Raw genomic sequence first — 16993 nt, 5'->3', positions numbered from 1 at the left:
GAGTCCAAGTAGCTGAGAGAGACAGTCGTATTGTGGTGTCACAACCGAAAGCGCGTCACCAGCGTGCTGAGGCCGACTGCCAGATGCGACAACTCCTGGCTGGCGGCAGTGGTCTGATCGGCGCCGGCCGAGCTTTGCAACGACAGATCGCGGATGTTCACCAGGTTGCGATCCACCTCGCGTGCCACCTGCGCCTGTTGTTCCGAGGCGCTGGCGATCACCAGATTGCGTTCGTTGATCGCGCTGATGGACTGGGTGATTTCTTCCAGCGCTTGCCCGGCGGACTGGGCCAGGTCGAGTGTCGAGCCGGCACGCTGCATGCTGGTATCCATCGCCTGTACGGCCTGTTCGGTCTCTTTCTGAATCAGCTCGATCATCTGCTCGACCTCGCCGGTCGATTGTTGGGTGCGATGAGCAAGTGCGCGTACTTCGTCGGCCACTACGGCGAAGCCACGGCCCTGCTCGCCGGCACGAGCGGCTTCGATGGCGGCGTTGAGCGCCAGCAGGTTGGTTTGTTCGGCAATGGCGCGGATAACGGTTACCACCTGTCCGATGTTGCGCACATTGTCGGCCAGGCGGCGGATCTCTTCGCTGGTGGTGGAGATGTCTTGCGTCAGCAGGCCGATTGACTCCACCGTTTGGCCTACCTGGTTCCGACCTTGGCGGGCGGTATGGTCGGTTTCGCGCGATGCCTCGGATGTGCTGACGGCGTTGCGCGCGACTTCTTCCACCGCGGCGGTCATCTGGTTGACTGCGGTGGCGGCCTGCTCGATCTCGTTGTTCTGCTGGTGCAGGCCGCGTGTACTGTCCTCGGTCACGGCATGCAGTTCTTCGGAGGCAGAGGCCAGTTGGCTGGACGAGTCGGCGATCTGCTGAATGGTGTCGCGCAGGCTACGCCGCATGGTGGAAAGTGCCGCCAGCAGTTGCGCATGCTCGTCGCGGCCATCGTCGCTGACGTCCTGGCTGAGGTCGCCGCCTGCAATGTCTTCGGCCAGGCCAACAGCTTTGCCCAGGGGAATGATGACGCTGCGAGTGAACAGTAGGGCGAGGATGATCGTGAGTAGCACGGCCACGGCAACGGCGGCCTGCACGATGTACTTCGCGCTCTCATACGCGTCTTCACTCTGCGCCGAAGCGTTGCCGGCGCCAGTCTTGTTGAGCTGCATCAGCGCCCGCATCGATGCCGCCAGGTCGTCGGCCGTTTCGCTCAGGGTGCCTTCTACCAGCTGACTGACCCGTGTGTCGTTATCCGTGAGTATCGCTTCCATCACCTCGGCCTGACTGGCCATGTAGCGTTCCCGGCTGCTGCGAAAGCTGTCGAAGGCTGTCTGTTCTTCGGTCGAGGTGATGAAGGTGGCGTAGGTTTGTTCGACGCGTACAAGGTCCTTCTTCGCCTGTTCGAGAGCAGCTAGATCGACGCTGCGCTTTTCGGCATTGCGGGAGATATAAATGCGCAACGTCAGCGCACGAACCCTCGCTGCGCTCATGTTCATTTCATCCAGCGCCAGTACCGAGGGAAACCACTTTTCTTCGATGGCGTCGGACATATCGTCCATGCGTGACATTTGCGTCAGGGTGATCCAGCCCAGTATCAATACCAGCAGTGCGAGCATGGAGAAGCTGGTAGCGGCACGCCAACCGATCTTCATCTTTCTCAGTAACATGGCGACCTCGTGAAAAGCAGTGTGATGATTGATGGATAGGCGATAAAAGTTGATTGAGTGATCAATTTTTATATCGGTGGCCACGTCGGTTAATTAGTGATGCGAGAAGAGCCCTGCATTCCGCTAATGTCGGCAGTGGGTTGTCCGAATAAATAACCCTGTACCCAATAGCTGCCGAGACTTTGCGCGAGATGTAGGTCGGCAGAAGTTTCGATGCCTTCGACTATTACGCAGGGTGCCAATGTCTTGCATAGTTCCAGCAGATACTTGAGCGTTTTCTCGCCCTGAGTACTATTGCGCGCGCGTTGTATATAGCTCTGGTCGATCTTGATGATGTCCGGCTGGCTTTGCTGAATGAACGACAATGTGCCGAAACCCGAACCGAAGTCGTCGACTGCTACCCGGCAGCCGGCATGGCGCAGGCGATGAACCAGATCGACAGCACTACGGTGGCTGGGTGGCACGGCGCTTTCGGTGATTTCGATGACCAGGCGGCTGGTCACCTCGGGCTCGCTGGAGAAACGCTCCAGCAACTGATCCCAATCGTTGTCGAGTACGGTGCTGAGCGCGGAGATGTTGCAGCCCAGGGTCAGTGTCGGGTTGTCCTGTAGCAGCGTGAGTACAGTGCAGATCACGCGATGATCCAGCGGCCGTATGACGTGCAGCCGCTCCAGCAACGGGAAGGGATTGAAGCCCAGCCCCTCGCCTGTATGACGCAGCAGGCTCTCACGGTACAGCACTCGCTGGGTTTCGCCGGGGGCGACCACGGGCTGGAAGGCCAGGTGAAATTGACCGCGTTGTAGCTGATCGTAAAACAGGTGTGCTCGCTGCAGATCATTCAGCGGGTTGCTGGTTACAAGGCGAAAGAAAGGCTCATGGCTGGTCATGCCAGTGCGTCTCTGAAAAGGGCGGTATCGCGGGGGCTGTGCATCTTTCCCTGTCCCTGTAATGAATTCGTTGGCAATGAAAAAAAGATGCCGTCACCCGCTTTGTCGTGGTGTGCAATCACTGATCGATAGGTAATGGCGCTATGCGCCTTATGAAGTTTTTTGAACTGGCCAAGTGCCTGCGTATTGCGCACTGGCCATATGAGGTTTCACAGCGGTCGAGTGCGAGGCAGTCACATCGTTGCTCACGAAGTGACTATTTACCGATAGAGGCAACTCCAGTTTCTTGTAGAGATTAAGAATGCTGGCAACTCGCCTGCGTCATCCTCGCACTCGATTTATGAGGTGAGAAGTGTTCCGGGAAACCAATCGTATGTCCTCTGGCCCCGCCTTCTTTTTCTCCGTGTTATTTGGGTGGGCCAATTAGGTTGTCGCTCAGGAATACTTGATGCATACGATTACAAATGCCTGTTTCCAGGTAATGACCAAGGCATTTGCGAGCAAAGGTGTAGCGCTGGCCAGGTATCTACCTGGGTTGGATCAGGTCTTGGCCGGAGGCGAGCCGGTCAGGGTGATGCTGGTCTACCGTCTGCTGAGTGCAATCGCGAGCGAAACGGGTGATGCGGATATGGGGCTCAATGCCTACGAGCATTTTCACCCGTGCATTCTTGGTGCGCAGAGCTACGCGTTGATGTCCAGTCCGACGCTGGCTCATGCGTTGCAGCGCTTGGCCGATTATCACCCGATGACCAGCGACGGCTCGCACATGTTCCTGGAGCACCATGTCGACCGCCTGAAGCTGGTTGGCCTGGAGAACGCCACGGTGGCCCAGCGGGCTCCGCGAGCCTTCATCGATGCGGGGGCGGCCTTGATCTTTGCCATCGTGCACTGGCTTTCGCCGTTTCAGCGGTCCATGCCATTGATGCTGGAACTGACCTATCCCGAGCCCGCCGACACTCGGCAGTTACGGCGCCTGTTTGGCGATAACCTGTATTTCTCGGCACGGCGCAATTGCATGACGTTCAGTGTCGAGGCTGGTGCGATCGAACTGCCCACTGCGGCTGCAGCCCTGCATCCCCTGCACGTCGAATATGCGCAGGCGCGCATGAGTGAGCAGGTGGATGGATCGCTGGAAGCCAGGGTAAGGCGCGTTCTGGCCGAGCAACTGAGTCAGGGCATCAGCCCGAGTCTCAGCCAGATTGCCGATCAGCTTGGTATGAGCCGGCGCAGCCTGCAGCATGGCCTTGAGCGTGATTCGGCGAACTTCAGTCTGCTGCTGGACCAGGCCCGCCGCCGGCAGGCTGACAGTTTTCTGCGCAACACCAGCCGCAGTCTCAAGTACATCTCGGCGCAGCTGGGGTTTCGTGATCAGAGCAGCTTTCACAAGGCGTGCATGCGCTGGTTCAACACCTCGCCGAATCAGTACCGTGCTTTACAGGAGGGTCGCGCGTTGTGAGGACGTGCACATCGCCTGGCATATGTCGTCACGCTGCAACGAGTCGTCGATAAAGAGCATTGCATGCAAAAGCTGTTTTGTATGAGGCTGTCATATATAGGAGTATTGCGGGGCATGGAGCTCTGTGGTTCTTTCCCTTCCCACATACGACCCGAAAACAAGAATGAAGAAGCATCTCAACGATCAGTTATTCGAACTCATCGCGTCGAGTATCCGCAAAGGTCGGCTCAAGCCAGGAACGTTACTCCTTGAGGGGCCCTTGGCGGATCTGTTCGGGGTGAGCCGCTCGCCTGTGCGCCAGGCGCTGCTCAGTCTGCATCAGGCAGGTCTTGTCTGTACGTTCGAAGGCCGTGGTTATCTGGTTGGTGCGCAGCCTGGCAAGGTGCTGCGGCGCAAGCTCGAGGCCGCTGATTTCAAGCTGACGGATGACCAGGCTCAGGCTCCGCGCAAGACTGAAACCTGGAAATCCGTATACGACCAGATCGAACGGGACTTGTTGCACCAGTCGCTGTTCGGTACCTATCGCATCAACGAGCTCGAACTCTCCCGCCATTACGCCATCAGCCGCACGGTCTCCAGCCAGGTGCTCACGCGCCTTTCGCTGATGGGGTTGGTCGAGCGCGACGAGCGCTCCCGTTGGCAGCTCGGGCAGTGGGACGAGGCGCGTTTGGCTGAGCTGTACGAAGTCCGTCGACGTCTGGAGCCATACGTGCTCATGCGGGCTGCAGAGTTCCTGCAGCCGGAGCAACTGGACGGCTATATCGAGCGCCTGCACCAGGCCATGGATCTCTACCCGGACATGGACAGCCGCCAGTTCGACGACCTTGAAAGCGACCTGCACATCGAGACCCTGGGCCGCTGTCCCAACCGGCAGATGCTGCAGATATTGCGCCGCACTCACTCGCTGCTGCTGTCGGGCAAGCACATCCTGCTGGACAAGAGTTACTTCCCCGATGAGGAGCCTTTCTTCCGCGAGCACCTGAGCATCTTCGAGAACCTGCAGGCCGGTCGCCCTGACCTGGCGGCGCAAAGCATGGAGGAGCACCTGGTGATCGCCGAGCGCAAGGTCAAGCAGCGCCTGGCGCAGTTCCGCGCGCAGAACGTGATCCAGGCCGTGCCTTATCTGGAGCGGATCGACGCGTAGACGCCGCTGTAGGGGCCCGCTTGCGGGCGATCAAGGTGCCGGCAGAGAAAGTGGGCTGCTACGAGGCGGCACATCACAGATGCACGTCAGTAACGAAAGCGGCCGGGAATCCCCGGCCGTTTTCGTATCAGCAGAACCTGACGATCAGGTCACCGCACCCACCTGCCAAGGCACGAACTCGTTGTCGCCGTAGTTGTACAGCTCACTCTTGGACGGCTCGCCCGAGGCGATCTCGATAAGGATGTCGAAGATCTTCTGCCCGGCTTCGGCGATGCTCAACTCACCGTCGACGATGCCGCCGCAGTTGATGTCCATGTCCTCTTCCAGCTTGCGGAACATCTCGGTGTTGGTCGCCAGCTTGATGCACGGCGCCGGTTTGAAGCCGGACACCGAGCCGCGGCCGGTGGTGAAGCAGATCATGTTGGCGCCGGAGGCTACCTGGCCGGTCACCGATACCGGATCGTAGCCGGGGCTGTCCATGAACACGAAGCCGCGTTCGGTGATCGGCTCGCCCCATTCGTATACGCCGTTGAGCGAGCTGGTGCCGCCCTTGGCCGCCGCACCGAGGGATTTTTCCAGGATGGTGGTCAGGCCGCCGGCCTTGTTGCCTGGCGAGGGGTTGTTGTTCAGCTCGGCACCGTTGATGCGCGTGTATTCCTCCCACCAGGTCAGGCGGTCGAGCAGCTTCTGGCCCACTTCATGGCTGATCGCACGGGCGATCAGCAAGTGCTCGGCGCCGTAGATTTCTGGCGTTTCGCTGAGGATTGCAGTACCGCCGTGCTGCGCCAGCAGGTCTGCTGCGTAGCCCAGTGCCGGATTGGCGGTGATGCCGGAATAACCGTCGGAGCCGCCGCACTGCATGCCGACCATGATGTGTTCGACACTTTCCGAGGTGCGTTCCAGACGGCCGATGGCGTCGAGCATCTCGGTCACCTGCTCGATGGCGCGGGTGATGCTGGCGCGGGTACCGCCGGCATTCTGGATGTTGAAGACGCGGAAGTTCGGTCCTTCGCTGATGTTGTAGCGCTTCATCAGCGAGCTGATCTGATTGGTCTCACAGCCCAGGCCGATGACCAGCGCACCCGCAATATTCGGGTTGCAGGCGTAGCCCCAGATGCTGCGCTCGAGAAACTTGAAGCCTTCCGATTCGGTGTTGATCGCACAGCCGCTGCCATGGGTCAGCGCCACCACGCCATCGATGTTGTAGCGCTTGAGCAATTCCGACCCATTGAAATGCGCCGCCACTGCGCGCGACACCGTCGCCGAGCAGTTCACCGTGGACAGGATGCCGATGTAGTTGCGCGTGCCGACGCGGCCGTCCGGGCGGCGATAACCCATGAAGCGACGACGTTGTTCCGGCGGTAGCACCGGTGTGCGCTCGATGGCCGCGGGCAGTTCGCCGCTGGAGTGACTTTGCGGCATCACCACGTTGTGGGTGTGTACATGTGCGCCGGCGGCGATGTCCTGGCTGGCGACACCGATGACCTGACCGTATTTGAGAACCGGTTGCCCGGCGGCAATGCTGCAGCGGGCGATCTTGTGACCGGCAGGGATATCGTCCAGAGCCTCTAGATCGAGCTTTTCGACTCGGCTGCCCTGGGCCAGGGCGCGGCGTGCGACCGCGACCGAATCGAGATCGCTGAGGATGACCACGGCTGGGGTGTTGGTGATGAGTTGCATGGCTCGTTCTCATTGTTGTTGTGATCGACTGGCGACGATACTGACAAAAATGAACATTGCACGCAATAATTTGTGGTGTTAGTGTCGGCTCCACAGGGCTGCTTGCCAGCTTACAAAAACAACAATGTGAGGCTTTCCCGATGGCTCATTCCCATCCTTCCGGGAGCGTTGGCTGCCAGCCGACATCCTGCCTGTACGCTGTCATCGTCAGCTTGCTGGAGCGCCGTCATGCATAAGCTCGTCGACGGTTATTTCACCCTGCTCAAGGTGCTGGCGATCATCTGCCTGGTGACCATGGTGGTGCTGGTATTCGGCAACGTCGTGCTGCGCTACGGCTTCAACGAAAGCATCCTCATTTCCGAAGAAATTTCGCGTTGGGCCTTCGTCTGGCTGACGTTCCTTGGTGCCGTGGTGCTGCTGCGCGAGCGTGGTCACATGAGTGTGGACCTAGCGCTCCGGGCGCTACCGAGCTGGGGTGAGCGCGGTTGCCTGATCCTTTCCCAATTGCTGATGCTGGCCTGTTCCGGGCTGTTCTTCTGGGGCAGTTGGCAGCAGATGGAAATCAACTGGAACGTACCGTCGCCGGTCGCTGGCTGGTCGATGGGCCTGTTCTACGGCTCTGGTGTGTTCTTCGGCATCTCGGCCTGCCTGATTCATCTCTACGAGATCGCCCGTCTCGCACTGGGCGGCGAAATACCGCGACCTGACCTCTCGGCCGAGCTGCATCAGTAGCGCTTTCCAGTATTTCGCCCGGCCTGCCGCCGGCGCTCAATTTCATAATAAGAATCGGAGTGATGTGATGGTCATCATCGCGATATTCGTACTGTCTCTGCTGGGCGCCATGGCCATTGGCGTACCCATCTCCTACGCGCTGATCCTCTGCGCACTGGCCATGATGTATCACCTCGATCTGTTCGATGCGCAAATCGTCGCCCAGGGTCTGGTCAACGGTGCCGACAGCTTCCCCCTGATGGCTGTTCCGTTCTTCATGCTCGCGGGTGAGCTGATGAATGCCGGTGGTCTGTCCCAGCGTATCGTCAACATGGCCGTTGCTCTGGTCGGCCACATCAAAGGCGGGCTTGGCTACGTCACTATCCTGGCCGCCTGCGTGCTGGCCAGCCTGTCAGGCTCGGCTGCGGCGGATGCCGCTGCGCTGGCTGCGCTGCTGGTGCCGATGATGGTCAAGGTCGGTCACGACAAGGCGACCGCCGGTGGTCTTGTCGCTGCGTCAGGCATCATCGCCCCGGTTCTGCCGCCCTCGATTGGCCTGATTCTGTTCGGCGTGGCGGCCAACGTATCGATCACCAAACTGTTTCTCGCCGGTATCGCGCCCGGTCTGATGATGGGTGTGTCGCTGTGTATCGCCTGGGCCATCATCTCGCGCCGCGAGACGCTGATCACCCGCCCGCGAGCGCCAATGCGCGAAGTCGCCAAGGCGTTCTACGAAGGTGTCTGGGCGCTGCTGCTGCCGGTGATCATCCTCGTTGGCCTGCGCGCCGGGATCTTCACGCCCACGGAAGCGGGCGTGGTGGCAGCTGTCTATGCGCTGTTCGTTTCTCTGGTGATCTACCGTGAGCTGACCTGGAAAAGCATGTACCAGGTACTGGTGTCTTCGGTGATGACCACGGCGATGGTGATGTTCCTGGTCGCCTCGGCGATGGTCGCTGCCTGGATGATCACCGTGGCCGATTTGCCGAGCTCGGTGGTCGAGGTACTGGAGCCGCTGATGGACAGCCCGCGCCTGCTGATGCTGCTGATCGTCGCCATCATCGTGCTGATCGGCATGGCCATGGACATGTCGCCGATCATCCTGATTCTGGCTCCGGTGATGATGCCGGTAGCAGTCGCGGCCGGTATCGATCCTATCTACTTCGGCGTGATTTTCGTCATGACCTGCGCCATCGGGCTGATCACTCCGCCCGTTGGGCTGGTGCTCAACGTGGTGGCCGGTGTGGCGAAGATCGACTTCGTCGCCACCATCCGCGGTGTGTTGCCCTTCCTGCTCGCCGAACTGCTGGTGATCGGCCTGCTGCTGGCCTTCCCGCAACTGCTGCTGGTACCCGCGCAGTGGCTCTACTGATCGACAACACCGCATTCGTCGTGTTCTGACGGCGAATGCGGAGCGGGCTGTTTCGCCCATTTCCCCGCCATTACTGGCGGTAATAACAACAAGAGGAAACCTTATGAAATTCATCCCCAAAGCCCTCGCCGCACTGCTCTGCTCCTCGGCCCTGCTGTTGTCTGCCGCCAGCCAGGCTGCAGAGGAGATCAACCGCCATAACTTCAAGATCGCTTTCGTCCAGGCCAAGGACCACCCGCATGGCCTGGGCGCGCAGAAATTCGCCGAGATCATCAAGGAAAAGAGCGGCGGCAAGATGAAGGTCATGGTGTTCGCCAGTGGCACACTGGGCGGCGATGCTCAGGTGATCTCGTCCGTACAAGGCGGCACTGTCGACATGACGCTGGTAACTCCCGGCCTGCTCTCGGGCATCGAAAAGGGTTTCGCCCTGTATGGTCTGCCGTTCCTGTTCCAGAACTCCGCCGAGGTCGATGCCGTGCTCGACGGTCCGGCTGGACAGAACCTGCTGACCACCCTGGAGCCGCATGGTCTGATCGGCCTTGGCTACTGGGATCATGGCTTTCGTCATGTCACCAACAGCAAGCACCCGGTGCAGAAGCTGGAAGACATCAAAGGCCTGAAACTGCGTCTGCAGCAGATTCCGACCGCCATCGAATCGTTCAAGGCACTGGGCGCCAACGTGGTGCCGCTGTCGTTCACCGAGCTGTACACCGCGATGGAAACCCGCACCGTGGATGGCCAGGAGAACCCGCTGGCAGCTATCGAGACCTCGAAGTTCTACGAGGTACAGAAGTACCTGTCGTTGACCGGCCACTTCTACGATCCGCTGGTGGCGATCTTCAGCAAGCGCACCTGGGACAAGCTCAACGAAACCGAGCGTGAACTGGTACGCAGTGCATCGCTGGAAGCCCAGGCCTACGAGCGCAAGGTATCGCGCGATATGGACGTCAGCTCGCGCGAGGCGCTGGCCAAGCATGGCATGCAGATCAACGAAGTCGCGCCTGAGGAAATCGAGCGCATGCGTGAGCAGGTGCGTCCGACCGTCGAGAAGCTGGTCGCCGAGTATGGCCCGGCGCTGATGGATGAAATGAACGCCGAGATCGCCAAGGTCCGCAACGCTCAGTAACCCTTTACGCCTGTGCTCGGCACGGCTGGTGCCGGGCACAGGCGCTACATGCAAGGTGGAGTCTCATGACCGCTATCAATGTTGGGTTCATCGGCCTCGGGTTGATGGGCCATGCCATGGCCAGCAACATCCAGAACAAGGGCTTCAGCCTCGGAGTCACGGCGCACCGTAACCGTCAGCCGGTCGAGGATCTGGTTAGCAAGGGCGCCCGCGAATACGCCAACGCCGCCGAGTTGACGCGTGCTGTCGACGTAGTGCTGCTATGTCTGCCAGGCACGGCGGAAGTCGGCCGCGCTCTGGCTGGCGAGACCGGTATTCTTGCTGGCTTGCGCCCGGGGCAGATCGTCGTCGATTGCAGCACGGGTGATCCGAACCGCACCGCTGACCTGGCCGCGCAGGTGGTTGCACAAGGCGGCCATTACCTCGATACGCCGGTCAACCGGACCCCCAAGGATGCCGTGGCCGGACGCCTCAATGTGCTCGCCGGTGGCGATGCCGAGGTGCTCGACAAGGTGCGCCCGGTGCTCGAGTGCTTCTCCGAGACCATCCACCACCTTGGCCCCCTGGGCTCGGGCCACAAGGCCAAGGTTATCCACAACTTCATTTCCCAGGGCAACGCCACCATTCTCGCCGAGGCGTTCTGCACGGCGGCGAAGAATGGTATCGACCTGGCCGCATTCGCCGAGATCTGCAGCATGAGCGGCGGCTACAGCCGCACCTTCGAGCGGATCATTCCCTATGTCCTGAAGGGCGACGATTCCGGGCAGCAGTTCGCCCTGGCCAACTGCGAGAAGGACATGCGCTATTACACCGAGCTGAGCAAGATGACGCCGACCACCGGCATCGTCTCCGACGCCGTGTACCAGACCTTCATGCTGGCCAAGGCACTGGGCCATGGCGACAAGTACGTCCCGCGCCTGTTCGATGTGCTGGGTGAGATCAACGGTGTACGCGTACGCGCCTACGCGGAAGAGGAAAATGCATGAAACTGTTGCGTTACGGCCCGCCGGGCCAAGAGAAGCCGGCGCTGGTCGCGGCCGACGGCAGCCTGCGCGACTTGTCGCAGCACGTGCCCGATATCAACCCGCAGACGCTCGACGCCAAGGCGCTCGATGAGCTGCGTGCACTCGATCCCGCCAGCTTGCCGCGAGTCGAAGAGGGTGTGCGTATCGGCACGCCCATCGCCAATATCGGCAAGCTGCTGTGCGTCGGCCTGAACTACGCCGACCACGCCAAGGAATCCAACCTGCCGGTGCCCAGCGAACCGGTGCTGTTCATGAAGGCGACCAGTGCCATCTGTGGGCCGAACGATCAGGTGATCATTCCGCGCGGCTCGGAAAAGACCGACTGGGAAGTGGAGCTGGGCATCGTCATCGGGCGCAAGACGCAATACGTCGAGCGTGAGCAGGCGCTGGAGCATGTCGCCGGCTACTGCATCGTCAACGACGTGTCCGAGCGTGCCTACCAACTCGAAAGGGGCGGCACCTGGGACAAGGGCAAGGGCTGCGACACCTTCGCCCCCATCGGCCCGTGGCTGGTCACGCCTGACGAAATCGCCGACCTGCGCAATCTCGACATGAGCCTGAGCGTGAACGGCGAGACCCGACAGAACGGCAACACCCGCACGATGATCTTCTCCATCGACGAGATCGTCAGTTACATCAGCCAGTTCATGACGCTCAACCCGGGCGACGTGATCTGCACCGGCACGCCGCCGGGCGTGGGCGCGGGCATGAAACCGCCGCAATTTCTCAAGCCCGGTGACCGCATGCGCCTGAGTATCAGCGGCCTCGGCGAGCAGCGCCAGGACGTGGTGGCCTGGAGTCGCTAGGCACTGCCTGAAAGCAGGGCGGTCAGCGGCCGCCCGTCATTCGCGAGTACAGAGACCAGACTATGCAACGACGCCTTTATCCGGGGCGCGATTTTCGTCGTGCGCAGAACATCGAAGAGCTGCGCGAGATGGCTCGTCGCCGTCTGCCCAATTTCTCCTTCGAGTACGTCGAAGGCGGGGCGGACGATGAGTTCACCCTCAATCGCAACCGCACGATCTTCGAGAGCGTGACCCTGCAACCGCGCACCTTGCGTGACGTCGGTCAGCGCAGCCTGGAGCGCAGTTTCTTCGGCCGCGCCTCGCAGTTGCCGTTCATGGTCGGCCCGACCGGCTTCAACGGCCTGCTGACTCGTGACGGCGACCTGCACCTGGCGCGCGCCGCTGCAGGCGCCGGCATTCCCTTCGTGCTGAGCAATGCTTCGACCACCTCCATCGAGGACATCGCCGCTGTCGACGGCATCCGCGCCTGGATGCAGATCTACCTGTATCGCACCCGTGACCACGTGGCCAAGCTGGTCGAGCGGGTGAAACGGCTGAACCTGGAAGCCATCATGGTAACCACCGACAGCGCTATTTTCGGCAATCGCGAGTGGGACAAGCGCAACTACGCCAAACCGTTGCACTTGGACCTGCGCAACCGCCTCGATGTGCTGCGTCACCCCGAGTGGATCTGGGACGTGCTGGTGCCCGACGGCGTGCCGCGCTTTCGCAACCTCGGTGACTTGCTACCGCCCGGCAAGGATTCGGTGAAAGGCGCCGCCAGCGCACTGGCCGCCGAACTTGACCCGACCCTGAGCTGGGATGACATCGCCTGGTTGCGTGATATCTGGCACGGCAAGCTGATCGTCAAAGGCATGATCCACCCGGATGACGCACGTCTGGCGCTGCAGTACGGCGTCGACGGCGTGGTGCTGTCCAATCATGGCGGGCGCCAGCTCGATGGTGCGGTGTCGGCGCTGGAGACGCTGCCGGAGGTGGCGCGCATCAACCAGGGACGGATGGAGATTTTCCTCGATGGTGGTTTCCGTCGTGGCAGCGACATCGCCAAGGCGCTGCTGCTGGGCGCCAGCGGCGTGCTGATCGGCCGCGCCGGCCTATACGGACTGGCCGCGGGCAAGGGCCCAGGCGCCGCGCACGCGCTCGAGATTCTGCGTACAGAACTGGATCGCACCCTGGGCCTGCTCGGCTGCAGCAGCCTGGAGGAACTCACCCCAGACCTGATCCACTCGGCGCATTGGCGCGCCCTGGCTGAGCGGATTCGCAACTAGTTTCCCAACTGCCTCGTACTCCCCACATCTGCAGGTACGAGGCAGTTTTTTATTCCAACACGAAGAAGGGCGCCGAGGCGCCCTTCTTCATACCTGTATAAACCGAAGTGTTTCCCGACCCCACTTTCGCGAGGCCGGATTTGCACGCGCTTCGCTTGCCGCGAGGCTGGATCGACTCAGTGCGAATGTCGCGGCACGGCTGAGCCGCGGCAGCCAACCAGAAAGTCGAAATCGCAGCCTTCGTCGGCCTGTAGCACATGGTCGACGTAGAGGCGGCGGTAGCCACCGTCCCAGAGCAGGCCCTGTGGTTGTTGCCAGGCCGCCAGGCGCGCCTGCAATTCCGCTTCGGGGATGTCCAGATGCAGACGCCCGTCGGCGCAATCGAGCTCGATGAAGTCACCGTTGCGTACGACTGCCAACGGGCCTCCAGCCGCAGCCTCCGGAGCTACGTGCAGCACCACGGTGCCATAGGCGGTTCCGCTCATACGGGCATCGGAGATACGCACCATGTCGGTGATGCCCTTGGCCAGAACCTTGGGTGGTAGGCCCATGTTGCCGACTTCCGCCATGCCCGGATAACCCTTGGGGCCACAGTTCTTCATGACCAGAACGCAGGTTTCATCGACGTCCAGTTGTGGGTCATTGATGCGCGCTTTGTAGTCGTCGAAGTCCTCGAAGACCACCGCGCGGCCACGGTGTTGCATCAGTTCCGGGCTCGCTGCCGAGGGTTTCAGCACCGCTCCCTTGGGCGCGAGGTTGCCGCGCAGCACACAGATACCGCCATCGGCGCGCAATGGATTGTCGAGCTGACGGATCACCTCATCGTCGCCATAGATCGGCGCATCCTTGCAGTTTTCCCACAGGTTCTTGCCATTGGCCGTCAGCGCCTGCGGGTTGGGCAGCAGGCCGTTCTCGCCGAGTCGGCGAATGACGGCAGGCAGGCCGCCGGCGTAGTAGAACTCCTCCATCAGGAAGCGGCCGGAAGGCTGCAGGTCGACGATGGTCGGCGTGCCACGCCCCACGCGGGTCCAGTCGTCCAGTTCCAGCTCGACGCCCATACGCCCGGCGATGGCCTTGAGGTGAATCACCGCGTTGGTCGAGCCACCGATTGCAGCATTGAGCCGGATCGCGTTCTCGAATGCTTCGCGAGTCAGAATCTTCGACAGGCGCAGGTCTTCATGGACCATTTCGACGATGCGCATGCCCGACAGGTGAGCCAGCACATAGCGTCGCGAGTCGACCGCGGGAATGGCCGCGTTGTGCGGCAGCGAGGTACCCAGGGCTTCAGCCATGCAGGCCATGGTCGAGGCCGTGCCCATGGTGTTGCAGGTGCCCGCCGAGCGCGACATGCCCGCCTCGGCGGCCATGAAGTCATGGATCGAGATCTTGCCGGCCTTGACCTCTTCGCTGAGCTGCCAGACTACCGTGCCGGAACCGATGTCCTTGCCCTGATGTTTGCCATTGAGCATGGGACCGCCGGTTACGACGATGGCCGGGACGTCGCAGCTCGCTGCACCCATCAACAGGGCCGGCGTGGTCTTGTCGCAACCGGTCAGCAGGACCACGGCGTCTATCGGGTTGCCCCGGATCGCTTCCTCGACATCCATGCTGGCCAGGTTGCGGGTGAGCATGGCGGTTGGGCGCAGGTTCGACTCCCCGTTGGAGAACACCGGGAACTCCAGAGGATAGCCACCGGCTTCGAGTACGCCCTGTTTGACGTGCTCGGCGATCTTGCGAAAGTGTGCATTGCAGGGGGTCAGTTCGGACCAGGTATTGCAGATGCCGATGATCGGCTTGCCCTGAAACTCATGGTCCGGAATGCCCTGGTTCTTCATCCAGCTGCGGTACATGAAGCCATTCTTGTCGGCGCTGCCGAACCACTGGGCGGAGCGGAGGGGGCGTTTGTCTGTCATGAGAAAAACCTGCCAGGGTGCGAAAGGCCGCTCAGGGCCTTTCGGGTTGATCGAAAAGGGGAAGGGTTACAGCAGCCAGGTCGAGAGCGCCGGCATGTAAAGCAACAGGCCGAGGACGAACAGCTGGATGAAGATGAAAGGCACCATCGACCTGAAGATGTCGGTGAGGCTGATGTCCGGTGGGGCCACGCTTTTCAGGTAGAAGGCTGCTGGGCCGAAGGGGGGCGAGATGTACGACACCTGCATGCTCACGGCGAAGAGGATGCCGAACCACACCGGGTCGTAGCCGAGTTGCACGACAATCGGCACGAAGATCGGCAGGCAGAGCATGGCGATGCCGATCCAGTCGAGGATCATGCCCAGCACCAGGAAAATCAGCATCATCACCAGGATGATGACGAAGGGCGCTACATCCAGGCCGGTGATCGCCGAGGAGACGAAGCGGTTGCCGCCCATCAGGTTGTAGACCCCGACAAGGCAGGCTGCACCGATGCCTATCCAGACGATCATTCCGCAGGTTTCCAGCGTTTGGGTCAGGCTGCCCTGAAGCAATTTGACGCTGAACTCACCGCGCACGATCACCGCAAGCAGTACGCCCAGCGCACCCATAGCCGCGGCCTCGGTGACCGAGGCGATGCCGCCGTAGATGCTGCCGAGTACCAGACCGGCAATGGCCACTGGGTAGAACATGCCGCTGAAAGCCTCGGCGACCGTGAGGCGCGGGGTATGACTATCCTGTTCGAGATTGGCGCCGCCCATCTGCGGATAGCGCGTACACATCACCACCACGTAAATCATGTAGCAGCCCATCAGCAGAAACGCCGGCACTACCGCAGCCTTGAACAGATCGGCGATCGAGACGCTGGCGATTAGACCGTAGATGATCAACACGATCGATGGCGGCACCATGGTGCCGAGGGAGCCACCTGCGCACACGACACCGATGGCGATGCGTTTGTCGTAACCCAGGCGCAGCATCTGCGGCAGTGCCAGCAGGCCTAGCAGGACGATCTCACCGCCGATGATTCCGGAGATGGCGGCCAGGAAGAACGCCACGACCAACGTCTGTACCGCGACCCCGCCGGGCAGACGGCCCGCGAAGAAACGCATCGAGTTGAACAGGTCCCGGGCCAGGCCGGAGCGGTCGAGCAACCCGGCCATGAAGACGAACATGGGAACGGCGACCAGGGAGTATTCGGTGATGAAGCCGAACATGCGACTGGCGACCAGGGGAACGGCCATTGGGCCGAACCAGCCCAGGGTAAAGATTGCCGCCACTAGGCCGGTGACATAGGCCAGGGGCAGACCCAGTATCAGCAGGCCGAAGATGGCAAAAATGATCAGATAAGTTGCGATTTCAATGCTCATGGCGCGATTCCGGGGTCATGGGTTCTTGCGCCAGTGCTGGCTGATGCGTACGACCTGCTGCAGCGCCATGAGGGCAATCGAGACCAGGATGATGATCTTGATGAAGGCGGGTAACGGCGGGTTCCAGGAGGAGCCTGAGGTTTCCAGGCGCCAGCTGCCGTCCGGTGCATGGGTGGCGTTGAAAGCCAGAATCCAGGCGGCGTAGCCAAGGGCCAGGCAGAAGAGAATGCCCAGGACCAGGTTCAGCAGATCCAGCCAGGAGCGTTTTTGCGGCGAAAGACGATCGAGCAGGATACGAATCTGGATATGCCTGTTGGTCGCCAGCGCATAGGGTCCGCCCAGGGCGAAGATGGTCGCGACCAGGAACATGGTGGTCTCGTGAGCCCATTCCGTGGGGGCATTGAATCCATAGCGCATGATCACTTCATAAACACTGACCAGCATGGCGACGAACACCAGCCAGGCGACAGCCTGACCGATACGCTGGATGATCTGGTCGAAGCGGTTCTGGCCAGGTACGGGTTCTGTGACGGAAAGAGGACCGTCGCTCGGTGATTGCGGCAGTTTCACTGTAAA

14 protein-coding genes and 2 pseudogenes are annotated in these 16993 nt (G+C 61.1%); 9 read left to right on the top strand and 7 right to left on the bottom strand.

What is annotated here, in order from left to right; genetic code table 11:
• Positions 1-38: 38 nt before the first annotated feature.
• The 3 genes and pseudogenes from RTH74_RS24175 to RTH74_RS07625 form a co-directional block, all read right to left on the bottom strand.
• A complete protein-coding gene (locus RTH74_RS24175) occupies positions 39-743 on the bottom strand; it encodes a methyl-accepting chemotaxis protein (RefSeq protein ID WP_420713141.1) in 705 nt (234 codons plus the stop codon).
• Between the two features lie 150 nt (positions 744-893).
• Positions 894-1649, bottom strand: a pseudogene (locus RTH74_RS24170) (MCP four helix bundle domain-containing protein); the annotation flags it as partial.
• A 104-nt stretch (positions 1650-1753) separates the two neighbouring features.
• Positions 1754-2551: an EAL domain-containing protein gene (locus RTH74_RS07625; protein ID WP_316914259.1), complete on the bottom strand. Its 798-nt coding sequence runs from the start codon at positions 2549-2551 to the stop codon at positions 1754-1756.
• Positions 2552-2999: 448 nt separating this feature from the next.
• Here RTH74_RS07625 and RTH74_RS07620 point away from each other — a divergent pair, with 448 nt between their 5' ends.
• Together RTH74_RS07620 and RTH74_RS07615 are read left to right on the top strand one after the other, a co-directional pair.
• Positions 3000-4007, top strand: coding sequence for an AraC family transcriptional regulator ligand-binding domain-containing protein (locus RTH74_RS07620; RefSeq protein WP_316914258.1), 1008 nt, complete (start codon positions 3000-3002; stop codon positions 4005-4007).
• A gap of 163 nt (positions 4008-4170) precedes the next feature.
• A complete protein-coding gene (locus RTH74_RS07615; protein WP_316914257.1) occupies positions 4171-5151 on the top strand; it encodes a GntR family transcriptional regulator in 981 nt (326 codons plus the stop codon).
• A 144-nt stretch (positions 5152-5295) separates the two neighbouring features.
• Here the strand turns inward: RTH74_RS07615 and RTH74_RS07610 are convergent, their stop codons facing one another.
• Entirely contained in the window at positions 5296-6831 is a 1536-nt protein-coding gene (locus tag RTH74_RS07610) for an altronate dehydratase family protein (protein ID WP_316914256.1), read from the bottom strand.
• Positions 6832-7059: 228 nt separating this feature from the next.
• Here RTH74_RS07610 and RTH74_RS07605 point away from each other — a divergent pair, with 228 nt between their 5' ends.
• The 7 genes and pseudogenes from RTH74_RS07605 to RTH74_RS07575 all read left to right on the top strand — a co-directional run bounded on the left by RTH74_RS07605 (position 7060) and on the right by RTH74_RS07575 (position 13136).
• The gene (locus RTH74_RS07605; RefSeq protein ID WP_037001854.1) at positions 7060-7563 is read left to right on the top strand and encodes a TRAP transporter small permease; all 504 of its coding nucleotides are present in this window, start codon (positions 7060-7062) and stop codon (positions 7561-7563) included.
• Positions 7564-7630: 67 nt separating this feature from the next.
• A complete protein-coding gene (locus tag RTH74_RS07600; protein ID WP_316914255.1) occupies positions 7631-8911 on the top strand; it encodes a TRAP transporter large permease subunit in 1281 nt (426 codons plus the stop codon).
• A gap of 103 nt (positions 8912-9014) precedes the next feature.
• The gene (locus RTH74_RS07595; RefSeq protein WP_256833981.1) at positions 9015-10037 is read left to right on the top strand and encodes a TRAP transporter substrate-binding protein; all 1023 of its coding nucleotides are present in this window, start codon (positions 9015-9017) and stop codon (positions 10035-10037) included.
• 59 nt (positions 10038-10096) lie between these two features.
• Positions 10097-10585, top strand: a pseudogene (locus RTH74_RS07590) (NAD(P)-dependent oxidoreductase); the annotation flags it as partial.
• Positions 10559-11023 carry an NAD-binding protein gene (locus RTH74_RS07585; protein ID WP_316914318.1) on the top strand — a complete coding sequence of 155 codons (465 nt, stop codon included), beginning with the start codon at positions 10559-10561 and terminating at the stop codon, positions 11021-11023. The pseudogene RTH74_RS07590 and the gene RTH74_RS07585, both read left to right, overlap by 27 nt.
• Positions 11020-11868: a fumarylacetoacetate hydrolase family protein gene (locus RTH74_RS07580; protein WP_316914254.1), complete on the top strand. Its 849-nt coding sequence runs from the start codon at positions 11020-11022 to the stop codon at positions 11866-11868. The genes RTH74_RS07585 and RTH74_RS07580 overlap by 4 nt, the downstream gene beginning before the upstream one ends.
• A gap of 62 nt (positions 11869-11930) precedes the next feature.
• Entirely contained in the window at positions 11931-13136 is a 1206-nt protein-coding gene (locus RTH74_RS07575) for an alpha-hydroxy acid oxidase (RefSeq protein WP_316914253.1), read from the top strand.
• Between the two features lie 176 nt (positions 13137-13312).
• Here RTH74_RS07575 and RTH74_RS07570 read toward each other — a convergent pair whose 3' ends face one another.
• From RTH74_RS07570 to RTH74_RS07560, 3 genes are all read right to left on the bottom strand, one after another.
• Positions 13313-15049, bottom strand: a complete 1737-nt coding sequence (locus RTH74_RS07570; RefSeq protein WP_316914252.1) for an IlvD/Edd family dehydratase — start codon at positions 15047-15049, stop codon at positions 13313-13315.
• Between the two features lie 66 nt (positions 15050-15115).
• Positions 15116-16417, bottom strand: coding sequence for a TRAP transporter large permease (locus RTH74_RS07565; RefSeq protein WP_013713415.1), 1302 nt, complete (start codon positions 16415-16417; stop codon positions 15116-15118).
• Between the two features lie 15 nt (positions 16418-16432).
• Positions 16433-16987: a TRAP transporter small permease subunit gene (locus tag RTH74_RS07560; protein ID WP_316914251.1), complete on the bottom strand. Its 555-nt coding sequence runs from the start codon at positions 16985-16987 to the stop codon at positions 16433-16435.
• Positions 16988-16993 lie beyond the last annotated feature (6 nt).

Origin of the sequence: Pseudomonas sp. zfem001 (assembly GCF_032621725.1) — a bacterium.
GTDB lineage: Bacteria > Pseudomonadota > Gammaproteobacteria > Pseudomonadales > Pseudomonadaceae > Aquipseudomonas > Aquipseudomonas sediminis.
Note: the sequence above shows the minus strand (reverse complement) of the source record. Positions and strands in the feature narration are given on the sequence as shown.

What these genes read in the sequence shown, in the direction of transcription:
- RTH74_RS07580 (WP_316914254.1), top strand. Translation starts at nt 11,020, where the DNA reads ATGAAACTGTTGCGTTACGGCCCGCCGGGCCAAGAGAAGCCGGCGCTG.
- RTH74_RS07610 (WP_316914256.1), bottom strand. Translation starts at nt 6,831, where the DNA reads ATGCAACTCATCACCAACACCCCAGCCGTGGTCATCCTCAGCGATCTC.
- RTH74_RS07565 (WP_013713415.1), bottom strand. Translation starts at nt 16,417, where the DNA reads ATGAGCATTGAAATCGCAACTTATCTGATCATTTTTGCCATCTTCGGC.
- RTH74_RS07575 (WP_316914253.1), top strand. Translation starts at nt 11,931, where the DNA reads ATGCAACGACGCCTTTATCCGGGGCGCGATTTTCGTCGTGCGCAGAAC.
- RTH74_RS07595 (WP_256833981.1), top strand. Translation starts at nt 9,015, where the DNA reads ATGAAATTCATCCCCAAAGCCCTCGCCGCACTGCTCTGCTCCTCGGCC.
- RTH74_RS07620 (WP_316914258.1), top strand. Translation starts at nt 3,000, where the DNA reads ATGCATACGATTACAAATGCCTGTTTCCAGGTAATGACCAAGGCATTT.
- RTH74_RS07615 (WP_316914257.1), top strand. Translation starts at nt 4,171, where the DNA reads ATGAAGAAGCATCTCAACGATCAGTTATTCGAACTCATCGCGTCGAGT.
- RTH74_RS07600 (WP_316914255.1), top strand. Translation starts at nt 7,631, where the DNA reads ATGGTCATCATCGCGATATTCGTACTGTCTCTGCTGGGCGCCATGGCC.
- RTH74_RS07605 (WP_037001854.1), top strand. Translation starts at nt 7,060, where the DNA reads ATGCATAAGCTCGTCGACGGTTATTTCACCCTGCTCAAGGTGCTGGCG.
- RTH74_RS24175 (WP_420713141.1), bottom strand. Translation starts at nt 743, where the DNA reads ATGACCGCCGCGGTGGAAGAAGTCGCGCGCAACGCCGTCAGCACATCC.
- RTH74_RS07570 (WP_316914252.1), bottom strand. Translation starts at nt 15,049, where the DNA reads ATGACAGACAAACGCCCCCTCCGCTCCGCCCAGTGGTTCGGCAGCGCC.
- RTH74_RS07625 (WP_316914259.1), bottom strand. Translation starts at nt 2,551, where the DNA reads ATGACCAGCCATGAGCCTTTCTTTCGCCTTGTAACCAGCAACCCGCTG.